Here is a 21,200-nt window from a genome sequence, read left to right as displayed (position 1 = left end):
GTCTCGACATTTTTATCTTAATGATCAGGCAAATATTTTCATATTCAGCACTGCTGCCAGTACAATGAAAAGTACAGCAAGAACTCTGGTGATCTTGACAAGCGCTCCTTCCATAGAACGTCCTTTATTCTGTCCCCAGTAAGTATCCGCCATGCCTCCGATCGTTCCAAGGCCTGCCTGTTTTCCTTCCTGCATCAATACGATAATTGTCAATGCGATACAGTCTATAGCAAATATAATCATTAATACCATCTTCAAAATTTCCACTTTTTCACACCTCCTGTGGATAAACCAAATATATTCTATCATACTGTTCCCCGGATAGCAAGGTTTTTTTATGTAGCATTTGTCATCTGGAAGAGCAGTTCTTTATACTGCTGTGAAAAAATGCTGTTCTTCCGCCAGATAAAAGTAAAATCATGGTATTTGGGAAAGCCTTCCACAGGAAGTTCCACAAGACTTCCTTCTCCAATCTCCTTCTTCACCGCCGCTTCATACAGGAAAGATATTCCTCCTCCGCCCATTACAATAGATTTGATAGCGTTCATATTGCTGATTTCCACCACATTGTCAAAATCACCGATCTGATAGCCGTCTTCCCTAAGCGCCCTCTCCAACACTTCCCTCGTGCCGGAACCCTGCTCCCGGACGATCAATGTCTCTCCGAAAATCCGGGGCCACCCGCATTTTTCCCCGCTCATTTTTACCTTGGCGCCGTAGGGACTCGCTACTCCTATGTAACGTTCTTTTCGGAAAAGCTGAAAATCATAGTCGCTTTTTTCAAAATATCCTTCTACTACAGCAAAATCAATTTCTCCTTCATCCAGCTTCTTCAAAAGCCCCTCCGTATTGGCAATGGTAAGCCTGATCTGCGTATGAGGGTGCTTTTTCATATATCCGGCAAGATAATCACCTATCACATATTCTCCGATCGTCAGAGTCACCCCAAAGATCAGATGGCGCTGCCCGGCAGCGTTTTCCTGAAATTTTCTCCGAAGAGCCTGGTCATCATGCTGCCAGGTCACAGCCATATTCAGAAGCGCTCTCCCATCCTTTGTCAAAAACAGTTTTTTCCCCTGAAATTCAAACAGTTTCACCCCATATTCTTCTTCTATATGGCGCATGTGCTGGGACACAGCCGGCTGCGTAATATGCAGGGCGTTGGCAGCCTTTGTATAATTCATATATTTGCATACAGTAACAAATGTCTCCATCCGAAAATCCAGCATATTTCCCCTCCTTATATAAATTATTTTTATCATATCATAATTTATTATAATTTTACATTATTATTTTTCTGTGATAAATTAAAAGCATCGGTTCAGACCGAAACTACTGTTGAAACTCAAAAAGAGAAAGAAAAGAGGTAAACTATGGAAGTTGTCACTAAAAATATGAAAGGGCTTCTGCTGTGCCTTCTCATTGCAGTTCCCGCATGGTTTCTCGGAACAGCATTCCCTATCATCGGAGGTCCTGTGATCGCCATCATTCTCGGAATGATCGTTACACTATTTATAAAAGATAAATCTTCTGTTCAGGACGGTATTAATTATTCCGCCAAGAAAATTCTGCAGTACGCGGTTATTCTCCTTGGATTCGGACTGAATCTTTCCGTTATCCTGGATACAGGAAAGCAATCCCTTCCTATCATTATCTGCACCATTGCCACTTCACTTATCCTGGCATACTTTTTAAGCAAAGTTATGCATATTCCGGCACGTATTGCCACTTTAGTGGGCGTCGGCTCCTCCATATGCGGCGGTTCCGCCATTGCCGCCACGGCTCCTGTTATTGATGCGGATGACGAAGAAGTCGCCCAGGCCATTTCGGTTATTTTCTTCTTTAATGTACTGGCTGCAGTAATCTTCCCGCATTTTGGAAATTTCCTGGGATTTGACCAGACAAGCGGCGAAGCTTTCGGTATTTTTGCCGGTACAGCCATCAATGACACTTCATCCGTTACAGCTGCAGCTTCTACCTGGGACAACATGTTTGCGCTTGGATCTGCCACCCTGGACAAAGCCGTCACCGTAAAACTCACCCGGACGCTGGCCATCATCCCGATCACGCTGGTGCTTGCTCTTTATCGCACAAAAAAGGAAAAATCTTCTTCCGGAAGCTCCGTCAGCCTGAAAAAGATTTTCCCCTTCTTTATTATCTATTTTATTGTCGCTTCCATCATCACAACAGTGGCGACAAATGTGTTCGGTGTATCTTCAGAATTTTTTGCTCCCATCAAAGAACTGAGCAAATTTTTCATTGTTGTTGCCATGGCTGCCATCGGACTGAATACCAACATTGTGAAACTGGTAAAAACAGGAGGCAAACCTATTATCCTCGGCCTTTGCTGCTGGGTTGGCATTACTGCCGTCAGCCTGATCCTCCAGCATGTGCTTGGTATCTGGTAAACCTTTTAAAATCCATAACGGGCGGTATCGCCCAATCGTTCTTCTATCCGAAGAAGCTGATTATATTTTGAGGTGCGCTCTGCTCTGCAGGGTGCGCCTGTTTTTATCTGTCCGGCGTTAAAGGCCACTGCAATATCCGCTATAACCGCGTCTTCCGTCTCTCCGGACCGATGGGAAATGATCGCCTGGTATCCTGCTTTTTTTGCTGTCTCTATGGCGTCAAACGCCTCTGTCAACGTTCCGATCTGGTTAACTTTAATAAGAATTGCATTTGCCACACTTCGTTCAATACCTTTTCGCAGCCTTCTTACATTTGTCACAAAAAGGTCATCTCCTACAAGCTGGATATCCCGTTCCAGTCTGGCTGTCAGAAGTTCCCATCCCTCCCAGTCCTCTTCGTCGAGAGGGTCTTCAATGGAAACAACAGGAAACTCGGATGCAAGTTCTTCATAGTAGTCTATCAGTTCCTCCACTGTACGCGTCACCTTGAATCCATGCATACTGCTCTCCCCCGCAAACACATACTTTTTCAGTTTACTGTCATATAGCTCCGACGCCGCCACATCCAGGGCGATCCGTATATCCTCTCCCGGTTCATATCCGGCCGCCTGTACTGCTTCCATAATGAAGGAAAGGGCTTCCTTTGCATCTTTCAGATTTGGAGCGAAGCCTCCTTCATCTCCTACTCCCGTGCTGTATCCCTGTTTTTTCAGCAGCGCTTTCAGATGATGGTATATTTCTGAACACATGCGCAATCCTTCCCTGAAACAGCACGCTCCGGACGGCATGATCATAAATTCCTGAATATCGATCGTATTGTCTGCATGCTGTCCGCCGTTCATAATATTCATCATTGGAATGGGCATTGTCTTCGCATTGACTCCTCCCAGATAGGAATAGAGCGGAAGCCTTAACGCCGCTGCTGCTGCCCTGGCCGCCGCCATGGAAACCCCCAGCGTTGCATTAGCGCCCATTTTCCTCTTATTGGGCGTTCCGTCCATCCTTATGAGCAGTTCGTCTAAAGCAATCTGATCCAGCACATTTTTCCCAATGATCTCCGAAGCAATCTTCGTATTGACATTTTCCGCCGCCTGCTGTACTCCTTTCCCGCCGTAACGTTCCTCTCCGTCTCTTAATTCCACAGCCTCATACTGTCCTGTGGAAGCTCCGGATGGAACGCTGGCTCTTCCAAGGTATTTATCTGCCGCAAGCACTTCTACTTCTATCGTTGGATTTCCCCGGGAATCAATGATTTCTCTTGCGTATACATCTGTAATTGGTAAATACTGATACATACTGACTCCTCCTTCTTAAACCGTTTTGCCGGCTCCAGGAATTAGTATGTCCCTTTTCCCCATCAAAATACCCCGCAGTATCCTGCGGGGCAATGATTTTTCACTCTATGTTCTTATGCTTCGGCAACCAGATTTTCCTTATATATAACCTCGACTACCTGATCCACATATTTGCTGCACAGCTCGTCAGTAGCAGCCTCCACCATAACACGGATCACAGGTTCTGTTCCGCTTTCTCTTACCAGAATACGTCCGTCATCACCAAGGGCCGCTGTTACTTCCTCTACTGCTTTTACAACAGCCGGATTTTCTCTTGCTGTCTTTTTGTCAGTTACACGCACATTTTTCAGAAGCTGCGGATAAATCTTGACTTCCTCTGTCAGTTTGCCAAGGCTTAACTTCTTCTCCAGCATAACTTCCATAACCATAAGGGAGGTCAAGATGCCGTCTCCGGTTGTAGCATGTTTGCTGAAAATAATATGTCCGGACTGTTCCCCGCCCAGGGAGAAATTGTTTTTCACCATGTTTTCATAGACATATTTATCTCCAACTGCCGTCTTTTCATACTTCAGTCCCACTTTATCACAGGCTTTGTAAAGTCCCAGATTGGACATGATCGTTGTAACAATAGTATCTCCATTGAGACGTCCGTTTTCTTTCATGTATTTTCCGCAGACATACATGATCATATCGCCGTCCACTACATTTCCGTTTTCATCTACTGCGATGCAGCGGTCTGCATCACCATCGTAGGCGAACGCAATATCCAGGCTCTCTTCTTTGACATACTGCTGCAGTACTTCTATATGAGTGGAGCCGCAGTTTAAGTTAATATTTGTACCATTTGGCTCGTTATTGATGACGTATGTTTTAGCTCCAAGAGCATCATACACGCTTTTGGCGATCATAAACGCGCTTCCGTTGGAACAGTCAAGTCCTACTTTAATTCCTTCAAAAGAACGGGTCGCAAGAGAAATCAGATATCCTACATACCGGTTTCTTCCTGCCACATAGTCTGTTGTCCGCCCGATATTGTCTTTCTTTGCAAGGGGCAGTTCTCCTATCTCGCCGTCAATATAGGCCTCGATTTTCTCTTCTACCTCTGCCTCCAGTTTATGCCCTTTTCCGTTGATCACCTTAATTCCATTGTCATAGAACGGGTTATGGCTTGCAGAGATCATAATACCACAGTCAAAGTTTTCTGTTCTTGTTACATAGGACACGCTGGGAGTTGTTGTTACGTGAAGAAGGAACGCATCCGCACCTGATGCGGTCAGACCTGCAACAAGAGCATACTCAAACATATAGCTGCTTCTTCTTGTGTCCTTTCCGATGACTACTCTCGCCTTGTGTTCCTGTCCATAATACCATCCCAGAAACCGGCCTACCTTAAAAGCATGTTCTACTGTCAATACTTCATTGGCTTCTCCCCGAAAGCCATCTGTACCGAAATATTTTCCCATCTTACTAATTCTCCTTTTACCGCATATTTTTGACCGATTGTCCGTTTTTTTTGCACAATCAGTCTCACACAAAACTATTATAATCGTTTTGCGTCAAATATACAACAAATTTTAATGATGGAAAAGGCGGATTCCCGTAAATGACATCACTATGCCGTATTTATTGCACACTTCGATGACATTATCGTCTCTCACAGAACCGCCCGGCTGAGCGATATATTTCACTCCGCTTCTGTGGGCGCGCTCAATATTGTCCCCAAATGGGAAGAAAGCATCAGAGCCAAGAGCAACGTCTGTCATCTGATCCAGCCATGCTCTTTTTTCTTCTCTTGTAAAGACTTCCGGCTTCCTTACAAAAATTTTCTGCCATTCTCCTTCTGCCAGCACATCCATGTAGTCTTCTCCGATATACAGGTCAATAGCATTGTCCCTGTCTGCTCTTCCGATAGACGGAAGGAACTCAAGTCCCATTACCTTGGGTGACTGGCGAAGGTACCAATTGTCTGCCTTCTGACCTGCCAGCCTTGTACAGTGGATCCTGGACTGCTGTCCTGCTCCGATTCCGATTGCCTGTCCGCCTTTCACATAGCACACGGAATTAGACTGGGTATATTTCAGTGTGATCATAGAGATAGCAAGATCGATCTTAGCCTCTTTTGTCAGTTCCTTGTTCTCTGTCACGATATTGTCGAAGAAATCTTCACCGATATTCAGCTCATTTCTTCCCTGCTCAAATGTGATTCCATAAACCTCTTTATGCTCCAGAGCTGCCGGAGTATAATCCTCATCGATCTGAATGATATTGTAGTTTCCTTTTTTCTTCTGCTTCAGGATTTCCAGCGCTTCCGGCTCATAACCCGGCGCGATCACTCCGTCGGATACTTCCCTCTTGATCAGTCTTGCTGTATCTGTATCACAAACATCAGACAGAGCAATGAAATCTCCGAAGGAAGACATTCTGTCGGCTCCCCTGGCTCTTGCGTAAGCGCTGGCAAGCAAAGAAAGCTCTCCCAGGTCATCTACCCAGTAAATCTTGGCAAGGGTTTCGCTTAATGGAAGGCCGATCGCAGCCCCTGCCGGGGATACATGCTTAAAGGAAGTGGCTGCCGGATATCCGGTGGCTTTCTTCAGTTCTTTTACAAGCTGCCATCCATTGAAGGCATCCATAAAATTGATATATCCCGGTTTCCCGTTCAGCACCTGGATCGGGAGATCACTTCCGTCTGCCACATAGATCCTGGATGGTTTCTGATTAGGGTTGCATCCATATTTCAACTGTAATTCTTTCATTTTTATCCGTTCCTTTCTTTTGTTTTTTCTCTTCAAAAAACTACTGATTTTTATTGATGATACGTGTCTGCCACTTTCCCGTTTCTATATCAATATAACGCACAAACAAGGAGACCTTATTTTCCTCATTCAGACTGCTCCAGAGACTTTCTGCAAAAGCATCCATATCATCCGGAATCCCGATCAGCTTCGGTTCACCTTCAAAACTTGGCAGAGGATTGCCGTCATGCATATATGTATGGATAAAATGTCCCTCTCCCGGAGCTGCATTCTCATAGGCAAATGTAAAACGATTACAGCTTTCAGGGCTTCCGTTATTGCTCTTTAAAATAGACATTGCATAGCTGTATTTTCCGCCTTCTATATGCATGATACCGGAAATGCGAGGTGTATAATTAGGACCGTCCGGCTCAAATTCTCTGCAGCGAAGAGATTGTTCAAATGTCATCTGCTTGTCCATACCTTCATAGATCGTGTCTGTCTGATCTCCGTTTGTCACGATCGTCTTATTTCCCAGCACGCGCACCGGTGCATAGATGATCAGGCTTGGGTCCGTCAACTTAGAAGGATCAAATGCCTGAGTACGGATTCCGTCACCATCTTCTACGAAAATGCGGTTGCGGCTGTTTTCACTTCTTCCCATAATAAAATATGCTGTCACTGCATTTTTCCCATCTGCACTTCTTCCAATAATGATTCCTCTGCCCGGATAAGAATTTCCCTGTAATTCTTTTTCAATTGATAACATTTCCATGTATCCCTCTCCTTTTCATGCCATTTGCTGGTTTATCTGTCCCCGGCTGCAGGTACACATTCTTTGCCAGCCGAGGTTTTCCTCTATCATTATATAAGAATTACCAATAACTTTCCACTATTAATTAGCATTATTTATAAGAAAACCCTTGTCTCCCTCCTCAAAAAGGAGTAAGATATCTTCTGCGAAATTCGGCAGTTCTTTGCAGAAGCACAGATGTTTCTGCATGCCGCTGCATTTTAGCAAGGGGGATTCCAATGGATACAACAACCGCAAAGCGTGATTTTCTTTTTGACAATTATAAAGCTGTCTTGATCGTCCTTGTCATTATGGGACACTTTACAGACTTAAACTATGGAAATAATGCTTTTTTATACAATTTAAAATGGCTGATCTCATCTTTTCATATGCCGGCTTTTATCTACATATCAGGATATTTTTCCAAACGCCAGCATTCTTTGACAGAGCTGATCCAAAAGCTCCTCATTCCATATCTCGTATATGAATGTGTTTATTATGCCCTGTACACCTTCATCCTGCACAGGCCCACAGGACTCTATCTTCTCTATCCGAAGTTTTCTCTGTGGTATATTCTGGCTCTTTTTGCATGGAGATTGGCAACTCCCTACTTCAAAAAGCTGCCGGGACATATGATCCTTGCAGTTGCGGCAGGACTCCTGATCGGGCTGTCCGGAATGAAAGACAACTTCCTCTCCATTCCAAGGATTCTGGTCTTCTATCCTTACTTCCTGGCAGGCTATCATATGAACCGGGAATTTTTCACAAGGATGCGTACCCGCCGGATACGTATTCTTTCAGCTGCAGGACTGATCTTTGCCGCCGTTTTCCTTGTCGCTGATCCGATCCACAAAGGCTATGATCCTAAGATATGCTACGGAAGATACAATTATCATTACCTGGGACAGGCTCCTCTGGAAGGAATGCTGGTGCGCCTGATCTGCTATGGTGCAGGATTTGCTCTGACTTTCCTGATCGCCTTTATCATAACGGAGAAACGCACATTTTTCTCTTACCTGGGCAGTCGGACCATGCCGATCTACATCTTTCACGGGCTTGTATACTCCTGCTTCAAATACGGTTCCCATATCCTGCAGAATATAAATACTATTCCGGAGACCATCATTTTGCTTGCTTTCTGCACAAGCCTTGCTTTCATCGGTTCTTCCGATATCCTGGTCAGAATTACAGATCGGATTTCCCATCTGATTCCTCCTTCCGGCAACAGACCTTCTTTCGGGAAATCTTATCGTGAAAACAAAAATGTAAATTAAAAAGGGAGGCCGCCTGTTCATCCATCGCTGATGATCTGCGGCTCTCCCTCATTTTTTCATTTTAAATACTTCTATGCAACGACATACTTCCCGATCGCATTTACAACTTCACTGCAGTCTTCGTCGGAATAAATACACAGCTCCAGGTTATTTTCCAGTCCGAGAGCAAGAATACCAAGCAGCGATTTTGCGTCAACAACTTTTCTGCTGCTTTTCTTCAGATCCATGTTGTAATCATACTTTGAAACAACATTTGTAAAATCCATAACTTCTTCCGGCGTTTTGAATTGTACTTTTACCTGACTCATACGTCTTCCCCTTTTCCTAAAATTTTCTTAAAACTATATATTCTTGTCTGTCTTATTATGTTCCATTTTTTCCAAGTCAAGACTATCATATATCATTATTGCCAAAAAAACAGGCTCATATTTTTAAAAAAGGAGTAATTTTTTAATCTTTTTCGTGTATTTTCCCCGTATCCTCTGTATCGTTCCCTCCTACAAATGTGTTTTCCGGTATTCTGAAGGAAGCATTCCTGTCTCTTCCTTGAAAATCCTGCTCATGTATTTCGGATCACTGTAGCCTGCCTGGTCTGCGATCTGGTTCAGCTTTAAACTGGTAGACACAAGGAGTTCTTTGATACGCTCTATTCTGACTTTTTTCATTGTCTCCGTAAATGTCATGCCGGTTTCTTTTTTCAGCCGCGTACTCAAATATTCTCCCGACACCCCCAGCTTATCCGCAATCTCTTCCAATGTAATTCCCTGATTATAATAATCTCCAATCAGAATACGTGCCTTTCTCACAAGAAGACTTTCATCCTGCTCCTCATTCTCTCCTTCAATCTGACTCATACAGTCAGAAAATACATCTCTGATCTGCTGCCATGTCACAGCTTCCATCATCTCCTGCATCCGCCGGGCCACGGGAAGATCTGTCTGATAGATCCTTCCGTACTCCCGCGCCGCATGGAAAACCACACTGAAATAGCGGAAACAGGCTTCTTTAACTGCTGCCGGATGGAAATCTCCCGCCTTGCAGTAAGCGATAAACTTATCCACACACCTGGATATTTCGGTACTGTTCTTCCCTGCAACTGCCTGTTTTACTCTTGTTTCCAGCTCCAGCGGATATTTGAACGGCTCCTTCCCCATTTCCAGGATCTTGTCATAATATATAAGCTCCCGTCCCCCTCCGGTCAGAGAATAATCGAGTGCGCCAAAAAGACCCGCCGCTGCCTCTGACAGCCCCTTAAGCCCATGGCAAAAATGAAGCCCCATGACCGCCCGGCCTCCTGTCTGCCCCGAAATCACAGAAGCAAGCTTTGTTTCTATGTATGCCGCTGCTTCTTCCTGACCCGGCATCCGATACAGTACTGCCATCACAAGGTCTCTCTTTTCTCTTTTGAGAGCACAGGAAGAAAAAATCCCACTGTTCCTGCCTGCCTCCTTAAGGCTGCTGTAAATCTCCTCTGCATAATCCTGAAACCGCTCTCCCAGCCACACGAAGAAAATGCCCAAATTTCCATCTGCGTCAAATCCATACTTCTCCATCAGCTGTTCTTTCATATAGGTATCTGTTTCCGGCGTCTCTGCCAAAGCCAGGGTTAAAGCCGACTCCAATGAATATTTTTTCTTTTGTTCTTTTTCCTCATTGATCCTTTTTTCGGCAAGCTTTAAAGTCTCTTCCAGTTCCTTAAGCTTTACCGGTTTAAGAAGATAATTTTCAATTCCTAGTTCAATTGCTGTTTTCGCATAGTCAAAATCAGAATAGGCCGTTAAAACCACTGCCCTGCAGCCATTGTTCTCCTGTCTGAGTACTTTCAGCATCTCAAGGCCGTCCATATCGGGCATACGGATATCCAGGATCACCAGATCCGGCTTCTCTTTACGGATCATTTCCAATCCTTCTATCCCGTTTGACGCTTTTCCCACAAGCTCATATGCCGGATTCAGCTTTTTCAGTATATTTCCCATTCCATTTCGTATTGCCGCTTCATCTTCTACAATCACGATTTTCATCTATATCGCCGCCTTTTTCTGTAGGAATATACATATGTACTCTTGTAAATTCTCCCGGAACACTTTCAAATTCCAGGGATGCTCTGCTGGAATAATACAACTGAAGCCTCTTCCTTACATTTTCTATTCCTACGTGCCCGTTTTCTGGTTCCTTCTGCCTGATCTTTTCCAGTTCCCGTTCCCCAATCCCTTTTCCATTGTCTTCTATGACAATATGAAGCAGACCTTCCTCCTGTGCCATGCGTATCAGGAGCCTGCATTCTCCTTGCTGATCGCGGAACCCGTGCCGGATACTGTTTTCCGCAAAAGGCTGAAGCAGCAGTTTATGGAGCTTTCTATTTTTTATATCTTCCGGCACATCTTCCTCTATGAGAATTTCCTTCCCGATTCTTTCCTGCTGCAGCCTGACATATTGACGAAGCCAGTAAAGCTCCCCTCTTACCGTTGTTTCTTCACCGGCGTTCATCACAGAGTAACGAAGGATATCAGCAAGATCTCCTAACATCTGGCTGATTTCCAGTTCCCCCTTTTCAATTGCTTTCCAGTTGATCGCATCCAGTGTATTGTAGAGAAAATGCGGGTCTATCTGCGCTTCAAGAGCCTGGAGTTCTGCATTCCTTTGTTCCTCTGCTGCCGCCCTGCCCTGCTTATCCAGAATATCGATCTGACGCATCATGTCATTAAACCCTTCTGAAATCCGATTCAGTTCGTAAGGCATCTTCTTATCTGCCGTCAGTCTCACAGAAAAGTCCCCGCTTCTTGCGGCATTCATAGCTGTCACAATCCGCCCCACCTGCCGCACCAGAGGCGCTGACATAAAATAGGCTACAACTACCAGAATAACAATAACAGCGACAGCAATCATCAATTCAAATATCACCTGCCCCCAGAGAGTCCGCGCATACAGACTAAGAGAGTAATGCTCCTCAATCTTCCATCCTGTATCCTTCATTGTTCTTGTCTCCACATAAGAACTGTCATCACTTAGCTCTTTTGTAGAAATGCCGATAGCGGAAGAGTCTGATGAGCTGATCACCCTGCCTTTATCGATGATAAAAGTCGTTGTATTGGAGCCGTTTTGAATAGTTTCTCTGATCACGCTTTCATTCAGGCTCATTACTACCTGACCTATTGCATTTTCTTCTTCATCTTTTATAAGACCGATAATATGAAAGAGATACTGCTCTCCTGATTTCGTAAACACAGGTGCAGTATCTGTATGGTAAGTAATCTCCTGATCTGTTTCCACAAAAAGGCTCTCATCCATCCAGCTGTCAGACTTTGAGGCTTCTTCCTCTCTTTCATAGAAGAGCGAAGTCCCCCTCGGTCCCAGCAGGCTCATCCCTTCTATACCGGTGTTTCTCCGGCAAATATATGCAAAGTCCTGCTGTATACTTTCTCCGGCTGCTTTTCCCTTCCCCTGTTCTTCTCCAAGATTCCGGACGTTTTCCTGAAATTCTTCATCTGTTGATAATTCGTGCAGAATAGAAGTATATTTGTCCAGAGTAACATCAAGCATTCTTACTGACTGCTGCAGATCGTTTTTTACCTGTTCCTGATAGCGGTCAGTAAGAGTTTCTTCCAGGCTGACGATTGCCATAACAGAAAGAATCACAACCGGTATGGCTGCCAGCGCCAGAATAAGCGGCAGCAGCTTTTCCCGGAAGGTTTTTTCTTTTCTCATCTAATCTTCATCCTTTTCATGAGCATAGAGCTGATTTTCATCCTTAATCATGGCCGTCCCTACTCCTGCTACACTGAAAAATTCCAAAAGGAGGGCATGCTGCATCCTTCCATCCAGGAGATGTACACGGTTTACTCCCTTCTCGATTGCCGTAAGTCCCCGTTCCACTCTGGACATAACGCCCTCGGTCACTTTTCCCTCTTCTTTCATCTTCTGGATCTTCTCTACCGTCAGATGAGGATAAACTGCGGTTCTTTTCTCATCCTTCCATATTCCCCTGTGGGAAGAAAGATAGATCAGCTTGTCCGCATGAAGGACCACCGCCGTTTCAAGCGCAGCATCCTTGGAATCAATCACTACGTTTTCATTGTCAATATCATTGGGCATGATAACCGGAATATAATCATTGTCCAGCATCATGTGAAGGGTATGGGAATCGATGCCGCACACGCCGATCGCCTTCGTGCCGCATAATTCCAAAAGCTTGGCAATACGCTTATTCTCCCTGAATTTATCTACTCCCATTGGAGCATCATGGACAACTACCGGTTTCATTCCTACTGTTTTTAAAAGAGCAATATCCTGCATCAGATCCTGTTCTGCTACAGGACTTAAATACTTACGGCACCCATATTCAATGACCGCCACCTGCCTGTTGAAATCTCTGATATAGGGAAGCGCCCTGATCAGAATTTCCGCTTTGCGTTCAATCTCCTCAAATACTTTCTGTTCCATTTTCCCTTCTCCTTCCTCCCCTCTAATACCGACGGATCTCATCCTCGTCCTCGCCTTCTGTGCTTTCCACAGAACGGATCACAACATAGTACCCGGCATTTTCATTTATTTTTACATAAACCCTGTCACCGGCTTTATGCTTCAAAATTGCTTTTCCAATGGGGGATTCAATGCTGATCTTTCCATTTAAAGAACTTCCCCTCACAGAAGTGACGAGCTTAAATACTTCTGTCTCATCATCGTCTTCAAAATAGACCTCTACTTTCTTGTCTATACCCACCTCGTCAGCTGCAGAGTCATCCTGAACGATTTTCGCCGTTTTCAGCATCCGCTCCAGATACCGGATCCGGCTCTCATTCTGATTCTTATCTTTTTTAGCAGCATGGTACTCAAAATTCTCACTGAGATCGCCATGGGCTCTTGCCTCTTTTACTGCCTCAATTGCATTTTTTCTTACAACCAGCTTCCGGTACTCAATTTCTTTCTGTATTTTTTCCACATCCTGCTTCGTCAGCTGTTCCCGCAATTTTAACACCTCTTTATTTCTTCATCTTCTTATTCACTATAGCATAAATCGTCTACCTGGAAAAGGGATTCTTCCTGCGCCAAACAAAAAAGACAGATAAAAGAAGGGTCGTTGCCTCCGTAGCCGGAAATGCCGCCCATATGCCGGTCATGCCGAACAATTTTGAAAGGACTGCCGCGTAGATCACAATACAGATCAGCCCTCTCATTACCGAAATGAGGAAGGATTCTCCTGCCTGCTCCAATGCTCCTTTGCACGCGGCTGTCACAATATTCACACCTGCCGCCAGAAATCCCAGGAAATAGATACGAAGCCCTGTATGAGCGATACGGGCAAGCTCCTTATTCCCCTCGCTGTTAAATACAGCGATCAAAGAATCCGTGGCAAAAAATGCGGTCAGTACAAGAAAAACACCTACTGCCAAAGCCAATATCACCATATAACGATATATTTCCCGCACTTTTGCACCGTTTCCCTCCCCATAATATTTGCTCAAAAGAGGCTGGCTTCCCTGTGAGATACCGGTAAAAATCGAAAGAGCCACCAGGGCAAGGTTTGCGATCACCCCGTAAGCCGCAACTCCCGTATTTCCGCTGATCCCCAGGATCAAAAGATTCAGAACGATCAGTACGACGCCGGAAGAGACTTCATTGATAAAGGATGAAGCTCCCAGACCAGGGATCCCTTTTGCATAGCGCCAGAAGGATCCGTCTGTCTGCAAACGAAAGCCATTCTTTCCGGAAAACTTGTGCCGGGAAAGGATCAGCATACTGATAACAGGAGCAAGCCCTGTCGCAAACGCTGCTCCGAACATTCCCATATCCGCCGGGAAAATAAAAATATAGTCTAAAACAACATTGGAAAAACTTCCCACAAGCATCCCGGTCATAGAAAGCCGGGGATTGCCGTCATTTCTCACAAAGGCAAGAAAAATGTTGTTGCATATAAAACAGGGGGAAAAACATAAAATTGTCCGCAGGTAAACCGTAGTCATCTCTATGATCTTTCCCTCCGCTCCAAGAAGGATCGATAGCGGCCGAGCTGCAAAAATTCCCACTGCAAATAAAATGATTCCGATCAAAAATCCCATTACAAGGGCCGCCGTAAATACACGGTTTCCCTTTTCCTCTTCTCTTCTGGAACGATAAATAGAGTACTTTGTTCCGCCTCCGATCCCGATCATCAGCCCTGTTCCATTGATAAAACTGTAAATAGAAATGGCAAGATTAAGGGCTGTCAGACCGTCGGCCCCCATCTTTGCTGAAACAAAAAATGTATCCGCCAGAATATAACAGGACAGCCCCAGCATTCCAAAAATATTCAAAGATACATATTTGCCAAATTCTCTCTTCATGTCTTATTTCCTCCTTGCTCCTCTTTCTGCCAGGTCACTTACTTTTTGCGATACCCGAAAGACTGTTATCTGATCCGAGAACAAAGTTTCCTGACAAACAAAAATATCCAGCCGTATTCCTTCTAAGACCTACCGGAATACGGCTGGACACTTTTCTCCATCTACCCGGTGGCAGATGGGGCCCTTTCTCTTGCTTGTGTCTACTTATATCACAGTCAGATATGCGAAGTCAAGCATTTTTCCTGCATTTTCTTTTCCTGCATTTCTTTTTCAAAGTCATCATTCCCCGGAGTTCAAAACATCATCCGGCATGATCTCGGACAAATACGCTTTTCCGGAAACAGGGCGGTCCATATGCTGCAGGCGCATTTCTTTCCCTGTATCCTTTATTTCCCGAAGAAGCCCCTGTGCAGACAGTCTTCTTGCCCCCTGTCCCATTATGATGATCTGCTCCAGACCGTCCGAGGTAGCGACCGTCACCTGATGCTCTTTTGAGATCTCATGCACAGTCTTCTCAATATATTGATCCGCCGTCTCTGCCTCCTTGGTATAAACAACATAAATATTATGATATTTCTGCACTTCCCCTGTGTATCCCGGCACTTTATATGCGTCAAATACAAGGATCAGCGTCATTTTGCGGTAGCCCTGATAATTGCAGAGAACGTCCATCAGCTTCCCTCTGGCTGCCTCAATATTCTCCTTAGCCAGTTCTTTCAGATCTTCCCATGCAAAAATAATATTATATCCATCCACCAAAAGGTATTCTTTTCCTTTTTTCTTCTTCTCTCCTCTATAAGTGCCGCTGCTTTCCGAATGCACGGTGCGCTTCCATGCAGTGCGCTTTTCTCCGGAACCATACGTTCGTGCAAAAATCGCCTTCAGCTCCTCTTCATCTGCCATGGCGGTATGAACCCTGTGCTTTCGATCCTCCAGCTCCGATACTTCCTCCGCCTCTTCTCTCTTTCGGATCCCTTCCACATGCATATAATCTTCCACCTGATCCCAGCTGACGGTAAATCCCGCTCCGTGGGCACAGAATACGGATCCTGTCGGATTATCAGTATCCGCCTCCGGATCATATCCCATCTTTTCTACAATTTCTTCCTGGTTGTGGCAGAGCTCATATCCTTTCAGCGTGCAGAAAAACCTCCCTCTTCCACCGGTAAAGGACAGAAGTTCTGTCTGATATCCTCTCATACAGATTACCGGGGCGCTTCCGGTTAAGATCATCCGATCCCCTTCTGCAACGGGAGGCTCAAAACTGCCGCTCATTCGCTGCACATCTGCAAGCACACGCCCGATCTGCTCCCGGGGAACCTCGATCCGAAATTCATACACCGGTTCCAGAAGAACACTTTCCGCTTTCCGAAGTCCCTGGCGCACTGCCCGGTATGTAGCCTGGCGGAAGTCTCCGCCTTCGGTATGCTTCTGGTGGGCCCGTCCTGCAATGAGTGTGATCTTCATATCTGTAATCTCAGAACCGGTCAGCACTCCTCTGTGCTTTTTCTCTTCCAGATGGGTCAATATCAGTCTCTGCCAGTTTACATCCAGCATATCCTCACTGCATTCCGCTGCAAACTGCAGTCCCTCTCCTCTCTCCCCCGGTTCCAGGAGAAGATGGACTTCCGCATAATGCCTGAGAGGCTCAAAATGTCCCACTCCCTCCACCGGGGCGGCAATCGTCTCCTTATATACAATGCTTCCCTCCCCAAAGGAAACCGGCACTCCAAACCGCTCCAGAATGAGAGCTTTTAAAATATCCATCTGCACTTCACCCATGATCTGTATATGGATTTCCGACAGTTCCTCCTGCCATACGATGTGCATTTCCGGAATCTCTTCCTCCAATTGCCGAAGCTTCAGGCAAAGACTGTGCATGTCGCAATCCACCTGCGGCTGCAGCCGGTAAGTCAGCACCGGCTCCAGAATCGGCGCTTCAGACTGTTTCTCTATGCCCAGTCCCTGCCCCGCATAACTGGTCCGCGGTCCGATCAGGGCGCAGATCGTTCCGGGGCCGGCCTCTGTTACATTCTGAAAACCTGTCCCGGAATAAATGCGGATCTGTTCCGCCTTATCCTCGCTCGTCTCATCCAGACGCATTTTCACTTTCAACGTTCCGCCCGTCACTTTCAGATGGGTCAGTCTCATACCTGAACTGTCTCTTGAAATTTTATAGACTCTGGCGCCAAATTCCCGGGGATAGACAGGATATTCCATGTACCGGTCCAGACCATCCAAAAACTGCTGTACCCCCTCCATCTTAAGGGCCGAACCGAAAAAGCAGGGAAACAGCTTCCTTTCTTTTACCAGACCTGCAATGTCTTCCCTCCCCGGCATATTTCCTTCAAGATACTCTTCCAGAAGGGTTTCGTCATGGAGGGAGATCCTTTCACAAAACTCCTCATCAGCCTGTTCACCGTCCCGCATAAAATCCTCACAGTCATCAGAAAGCCGTTCCTTCAGCTCTCCCATAAGCTGCTCCCTGTCTGTTCCTTCCAGGTCCATTTTATTGACAAACAAAAACGTTGGTATATCATAACACTTCAGCAGGTGCCACAGCGTTTCCACATGGCCCTGCACCCCGTCCGATCCGCTGATCACAAGGACCGCATAGTCCAACACCTGCAGCGTCCGCTCCATCTCTGCGGAAAAATCCACATGTCCCGGCGTATCAAGAAGCGTCACTTCTTTCTCTCCAATGGTAAGTTCTGCCTGCTTGGAAAAGATGGTGATCCCCCTCTCCTTCTCCATTGCATGGGTATCAAGAAACGCATCTTTATGATCCACCCGGCCCAATTTACGGATCTGTCCGGTCTGGTATAATATGCCTTCCGCCAATGTCGTTTTCCCCGCATCTACATGGGCCAGAATACCGACACAGATGTGATCCGCCCGTTTTCCGGGCGCGTTTTTCTCTCTATTTTTGGATGTATTTTCCATGAAAAAACCCCTTTTTGTGCTGTAATAATGACTGTATTATCATAGCACAAAAAGGGGGATAAGTCGATAAAGCATTGTCTGTCCTGTATCGTTTAAGGAGCGGAAAGCTTTATCTATTTGATTTTGTATCTGCGCCCTTTGTTCTTTCCGATCGCTTTTATCTTATCTCGCTTTGCAAGTTCATTTACCAAAACTCTGGCTCTTGACTCTTTCACTCCGATGACTTCTGCTATCTCACTTGTTTTATATTCTTTGTCCGGAAGCATGTATTCCAAAATAGTCTCTATCTGCCGTTCTGTCTTTTTTGTCACTTTCTTTTTATCACCGCTTTTTATCGCCACTTTTTTATCGCCATTTTTTATCGCCACTTTTTTTACAAATGATAATTTTAAAATGGTTCTGTCTGGTCCATATTCTTCTATGACCTCCGGCCGCTCCCATCCCTGACGCTCCCAGACACTATATATATCCGGCACACCGCTTCCTGCTCTTTCTCCGATCCCAATCAAATTAAACATCTTCATCAAAGCTTTATTCCTGGGATCCGATATACCTCCTTTCAGCATCTGCTCTTTTCCAGTTCTGATACTTCCCGGATTTTCCATTACGATAGTCTTTTCATCTTTCCGAATCACAATTCCTCTCGGAACGTAAAAATCTGTATTTACCAAACAATTCGCCAAGGCTTCTCTCAACGCTTTATGCACAGGCGTATCATCTACTCTGGTTATCCCTTCCAGTTTAAACGGAATTTTCAAATCTTTCACAACTTTCCCATAAACTCGAAAAAAGAAATCGAATAAATTCCCTGTCCAGTCACCGGAACTAGATTGCAATCTGTCCGTCCACCGGATACTAGGATCAAGAATTTCCCGATAATCCAGGAAATATTCCGGAAATTCATACAAAATCCTATATTCCTCTCCAAACATCAGCAATCCTGCAACAGTAGGATGCAACATGTGATCCCTGGCAGACAACTTTGCAGCGCCTATTCTCTCCAAATATTCTTCATCGTTTAGCCTCTCCCATACATGTTCCGTTCTATAAGCCATATGCCGATTACGATAGGCACGTACAGTTTCTGAATTAAGCACTTCAAGAGACATATCCTGCAAAATTTTCATATCAGCGGTTTCTTCTGGCTGATCTCGAAGCATTGCAAGCACCTCACTGTGATCACAATGATAGTCTCCCTCCCAATTTCTGCGAAAAGTACCATTAAACATGTCGTCGTTAATATATACCGGCTTCTGTTCCCTCCTTGCCTTAGGGACACGAATAACCATGATAGCATTATTGTTTTCTTCATATATCTCCACATCATTATCCGTCAGCAAGTTTACCGAAACCTTATTTTTATTATTAATCATATCCCAGAAGTCTTTTCGCAGCTTAGCCGCATTATCTAATCCGGTCATATGCCAGCTTCCATCTTCATTCTCTTTTACCCCCAGGATAATAACTCCGCCATAACAGTTAGCAAATGCAGAATACGTTTCCCACAATGAAACCGGAAGTCCGCCTTTCGCCCTTTTAACCTCTCGTCGGTTATCTTCACGGTAGGAATCAAATTGAGACATATCAAAATTCACAGATTTCACCTCTCTTCACATGCAATTATCAAATTACATTTCTGTCAGTTTTTCCGTTTTTATTATTTTATCACACTTAGCATCTTGGATATATAATTGTTGTCAGCAATAACCAGTTCATAAAAGCTGCGAAAAATTTCCACTCACTGTCCGGCAAATCTTCATCTCTTACAAATAACAGGAATCTTTTTCTAGGCAGCCTGCAGGATATGCCGTATACATTTCTTCCGCACGAAATAGAAACATACCGCCTGCATAAGGATCGTAATGCCCCAGGAAGCCGGATAGGAGATAAACAGAAAGTAAAGCGATCTGTGGTGCGGAAACATTCCGTAAATCCAGACAATCCTTGTTCCCACTGTTCCGATTACCGACAGGACCATAGGCACTGCCGAATGTCCCATTCCCCGCAGCGCACCCGGTATCAGATCCATAATGCCGCACAGGAAATACGGCACTGTCGTAATAGACAGAATTTCCAGCCCACAGCGTATTACGTCCTCCTCCGTCGTATATATCTGCAGGATCGTTCCTCCGAACACATAGCTCCCAACTCCCAGAACAGCTCCTGTCCCTACCGATAATATCATACAGTTGAGCAGTACTCTGTCCATACGTTTGTGCTTCCCTACACTGTAATTTTGGCTTGTAAAGCTCATGCATGCCTGTGTAACCGCATTAATGGCCACATATAAAAATCCAAGGATATTATTGGCCGCTGCATATCCGGCCATAGCTATAGATCCAAAAGAATTAACCGACGACTGCAGAAGTGCATTGGAAAAATTGATCACCACACTCTGGATTCCTGCCGGAATCCCCACCTGAAAAATCTGTTTCAGATGAACCGTTTTGATTTTAAGCTGTGAAAACTTAAGCTGATAACTGCCTTCTGTTTTACACAAACAGCGCACCACAAGAATAGAAGAAACACACTGTGATGCCACTGTACCGACAGCCACGCCTGCCACGCCGAGCGGTATGACAATAACCAGCAAAAGATCCAGCGCCACATTTGCCATTCCAGCCAGACTCAGAAAGAGCAGCGGTCGTTTTGTATCGCCCACTGCACGCAGAATTGCCGATCCATAATTGTAAAGCATGAAAAATGGCATTCCCATAAAGTAGATCTTCATATAGCGCGCGGACTGCCCGATCACATCCGATGGAGTTCCCATCAATTTCAGCACAGGATATGCAGCACACAAGCCGACAAAGGCCATCACGATTCCGGAGAGCAGCGCAAATGTAATGGCTGTATGTACCGTCTCAGACATTTCCTTGTCACGCCCTGCTGCATAATGTCTGGCAGCCAGCACATTGGCCCCCAGGGAAATCCCAACAAACAGATTGGTAAAAATATGGATCAAAGATGTTGTAGACCCTACTGCCGCCAGAGCCGAACTGCTGTCAAACCTCCCTACGACAATAATATCCACTGCATTAAACATAAGCTGGAGAATGCTGGTTAGCATAAGCGGAAGAGAAAAGGAAATCAGTTTATCCATGATCGAACCATTGCACATATCGATCTCATATCTTTTGTTTTTCAAGAGAATCCCCCCATACAACTTTTTTACCACAGATTATCTTACTTCGTTCTCATTTTTTCGTCAATGGTTCTTTCCGTAATAAAAAGGAAAGCGAATTTTACATTTGTATTTTCGTCTTTATAATCAACTACAAATCTGCAAGTATAATGTTGAAATATTAAGGATGACCATAAAAAATATTTTTATTCATGAACTTTGTAATTATATTAGCTTATACTGGATTTACGGAAGATTGGGAACAGCGTAAGTTCTCTGATTTTGCTCAAAGAGAGTCTTTATTTCAAATG

17 protein-coding genes are annotated in these 21,200 nt (G+C 44.9%); 2 read left to right on the top strand and 15 right to left on the bottom strand.

Annotation, left to right across the window (positions count from 1 at the left end):
• Window positions 1-24 precede the first annotated feature (24 nt).
• Window positions 25-267, bottom strand: coding sequence for a preprotein translocase subunit SecG (gene secG / locus WJ238_RS03980; RefSeq protein ID WP_230105219.1), 243 nt, complete (start codon window positions 265-267; stop codon window positions 25-27).
• Between the two features lie 68 nt (window positions 268-335).
• Window positions 336-1,229, bottom strand: a complete 894-nt coding sequence (locus tag WJ238_RS03975; RefSeq protein WP_316265513.1) for a LysR substrate-binding domain-containing protein — start codon at window positions 1,227-1,229, stop codon at window positions 336-338.
• A 144-nt stretch (window positions 1,230-1,373) separates the two neighbouring features.
• Here WJ238_RS03975 and WJ238_RS03970 point away from each other — a divergent pair, with 144 nt between their 5' ends.
• Window positions 1,374-2,408 carry a YeiH family protein gene (locus WJ238_RS03970; RefSeq protein WP_256193090.1) on the top strand — a complete coding sequence of 345 codons (1,035 nt, stop codon included), beginning with the start codon at window positions 1,374-1,376 and terminating at the stop codon, window positions 2,406-2,408.
• A 5-nt stretch (window positions 2,409-2,413) separates the two neighbouring features.
• Here WJ238_RS03970 and eno read toward each other — a convergent pair whose 3' ends face one another.
• The 4 genes from eno to WJ238_RS03950 form a co-directional block, all read right to left on the bottom strand.
• A complete protein-coding gene (gene eno, locus WJ238_RS03965) occupies window positions 2,414-3,703 on the bottom strand; it encodes a phosphopyruvate hydratase (protein WP_316267234.1) in 1,290 nt (429 codons plus the stop codon).
• Window positions 3,704-3,816: 113 nt separating this feature from the next.
• Entirely contained in the window at window positions 3,817-5,166 is a 1,350-nt protein-coding gene (glmM, locus tag WJ238_RS03960) for a phosphoglucosamine mutase (RefSeq protein WP_316267236.1), read from the bottom strand.
• A gap of 111 nt (window positions 5,167-5,277) precedes the next feature.
• Window positions 5,278-6,456 carry a phosphoribosylaminoimidazolecarboxamide formyltransferase gene (locus WJ238_RS03955; RefSeq protein WP_230105214.1) on the bottom strand — a complete coding sequence of 393 codons (1,179 nt, stop codon included), beginning with the start codon at window positions 6,454-6,456 and terminating at the stop codon, window positions 5,278-5,280.
• Between the two features lie 40 nt (window positions 6,457-6,496).
• A complete protein-coding gene (locus tag WJ238_RS03950; RefSeq protein ID WP_256193088.1) occupies window positions 6,497-7,210 on the bottom strand; it encodes an IMP cyclohydrolase in 714 nt (237 codons plus the stop codon).
• A gap of 257 nt (window positions 7,211-7,467) precedes the next feature.
• Between WJ238_RS03950 and WJ238_RS03945 the strand changes: the two genes are divergently transcribed.
• Window positions 7,468-8,502, top strand: coding sequence for an acyltransferase family protein (locus WJ238_RS03945; protein WP_337606213.1), 1,035 nt, complete (start codon window positions 7,468-7,470; stop codon window positions 8,500-8,502).
• Window positions 8,503-8,573: 71 nt separating this feature from the next.
• Here WJ238_RS03945 and WJ238_RS03940 read toward each other — a convergent pair whose 3' ends face one another.
• From WJ238_RS03940 to WJ238_RS03900, 9 genes are all read right to left on the bottom strand, one after another.
• Window positions 8,574-8,810, bottom strand: a complete 237-nt coding sequence (locus WJ238_RS03940) for an HPr family phosphocarrier protein (RefSeq protein ID WP_230105211.1) — start codon at window positions 8,808-8,810, stop codon at window positions 8,574-8,576.
• A gap of 189 nt (window positions 8,811-8,999) precedes the next feature.
• Window positions 9,000-10,523, bottom strand: a complete 1,524-nt coding sequence (locus WJ238_RS03935) for a response regulator transcription factor (protein ID WP_337606212.1) — start codon at window positions 10,521-10,523, stop codon at window positions 9,000-9,002.
• Window positions 10,498-12,207, bottom strand: coding sequence for a sensor histidine kinase (locus tag WJ238_RS03930; RefSeq protein WP_230105209.1), 1,710 nt, complete (start codon window positions 12,205-12,207; stop codon window positions 10,498-10,500). Before WJ238_RS03930 ends, WJ238_RS03935 begins: the two co-directional genes overlap by 26 nt.
• Complete coding sequence (locus tag WJ238_RS03925) at window positions 12,208-12,942, bottom strand: amino acid kinase family protein (RefSeq protein WP_230105208.1); 735 nt, start codon at window positions 12,940-12,942, stop codon at window positions 12,208-12,210.
• A gap of 22 nt (window positions 12,943-12,964) precedes the next feature.
• Entirely contained in the window at window positions 12,965-13,468 is a 504-nt protein-coding gene (gene greA, locus WJ238_RS03920) for a transcription elongation factor GreA (protein WP_230105207.1), read from the bottom strand.
• Window positions 13,469-13,520: 52 nt separating this feature from the next.
• On the bottom strand, window positions 13,521-14,822 hold the full coding sequence (locus WJ238_RS03915; RefSeq protein WP_337606211.1) for an MATE family efflux transporter: 1,302 nt from the start codon (window positions 14,820-14,822) through the stop codon (window positions 13,521-13,523).
• 279 nt (window positions 14,823-15,101) lie between these two features.
• On the bottom strand, window positions 15,102-17,765 hold the full coding sequence (locus tag WJ238_RS03910) for an NYN domain-containing protein (protein WP_337606210.1): 2,664 nt from the start codon (window positions 17,763-17,765) through the stop codon (window positions 15,102-15,104).
• A gap of 113 nt (window positions 17,766-17,878) precedes the next feature.
• Entirely contained in the window at window positions 17,879-19,348 is a 1,470-nt protein-coding gene (locus WJ238_RS03905) for an RNA/DNA-binding domain-containing protein (RefSeq protein WP_337606209.1), read from the bottom strand.
• 203 nt (window positions 19,349-19,551) lie between these two features.
• Complete coding sequence (locus tag WJ238_RS03900; RefSeq protein WP_316269571.1) at window positions 19,552-20,886, bottom strand: MATE family efflux transporter; 1,335 nt, start codon at window positions 20,884-20,886, stop codon at window positions 19,552-19,554.
• Window positions 20,887-21,200: the final 314 nt, after the last annotated feature.

This window comes from Claveliimonas sp. (assembly GCF_037273965.1).
GTDB lineage: Bacteria > Bacillota > Clostridia > Lachnospirales > Lachnospiraceae > Claveliimonas > Claveliimonas bilis.
Note: the sequence above shows the minus strand (reverse complement) of the source record. Positions and strands in the feature narration are given on the sequence as shown.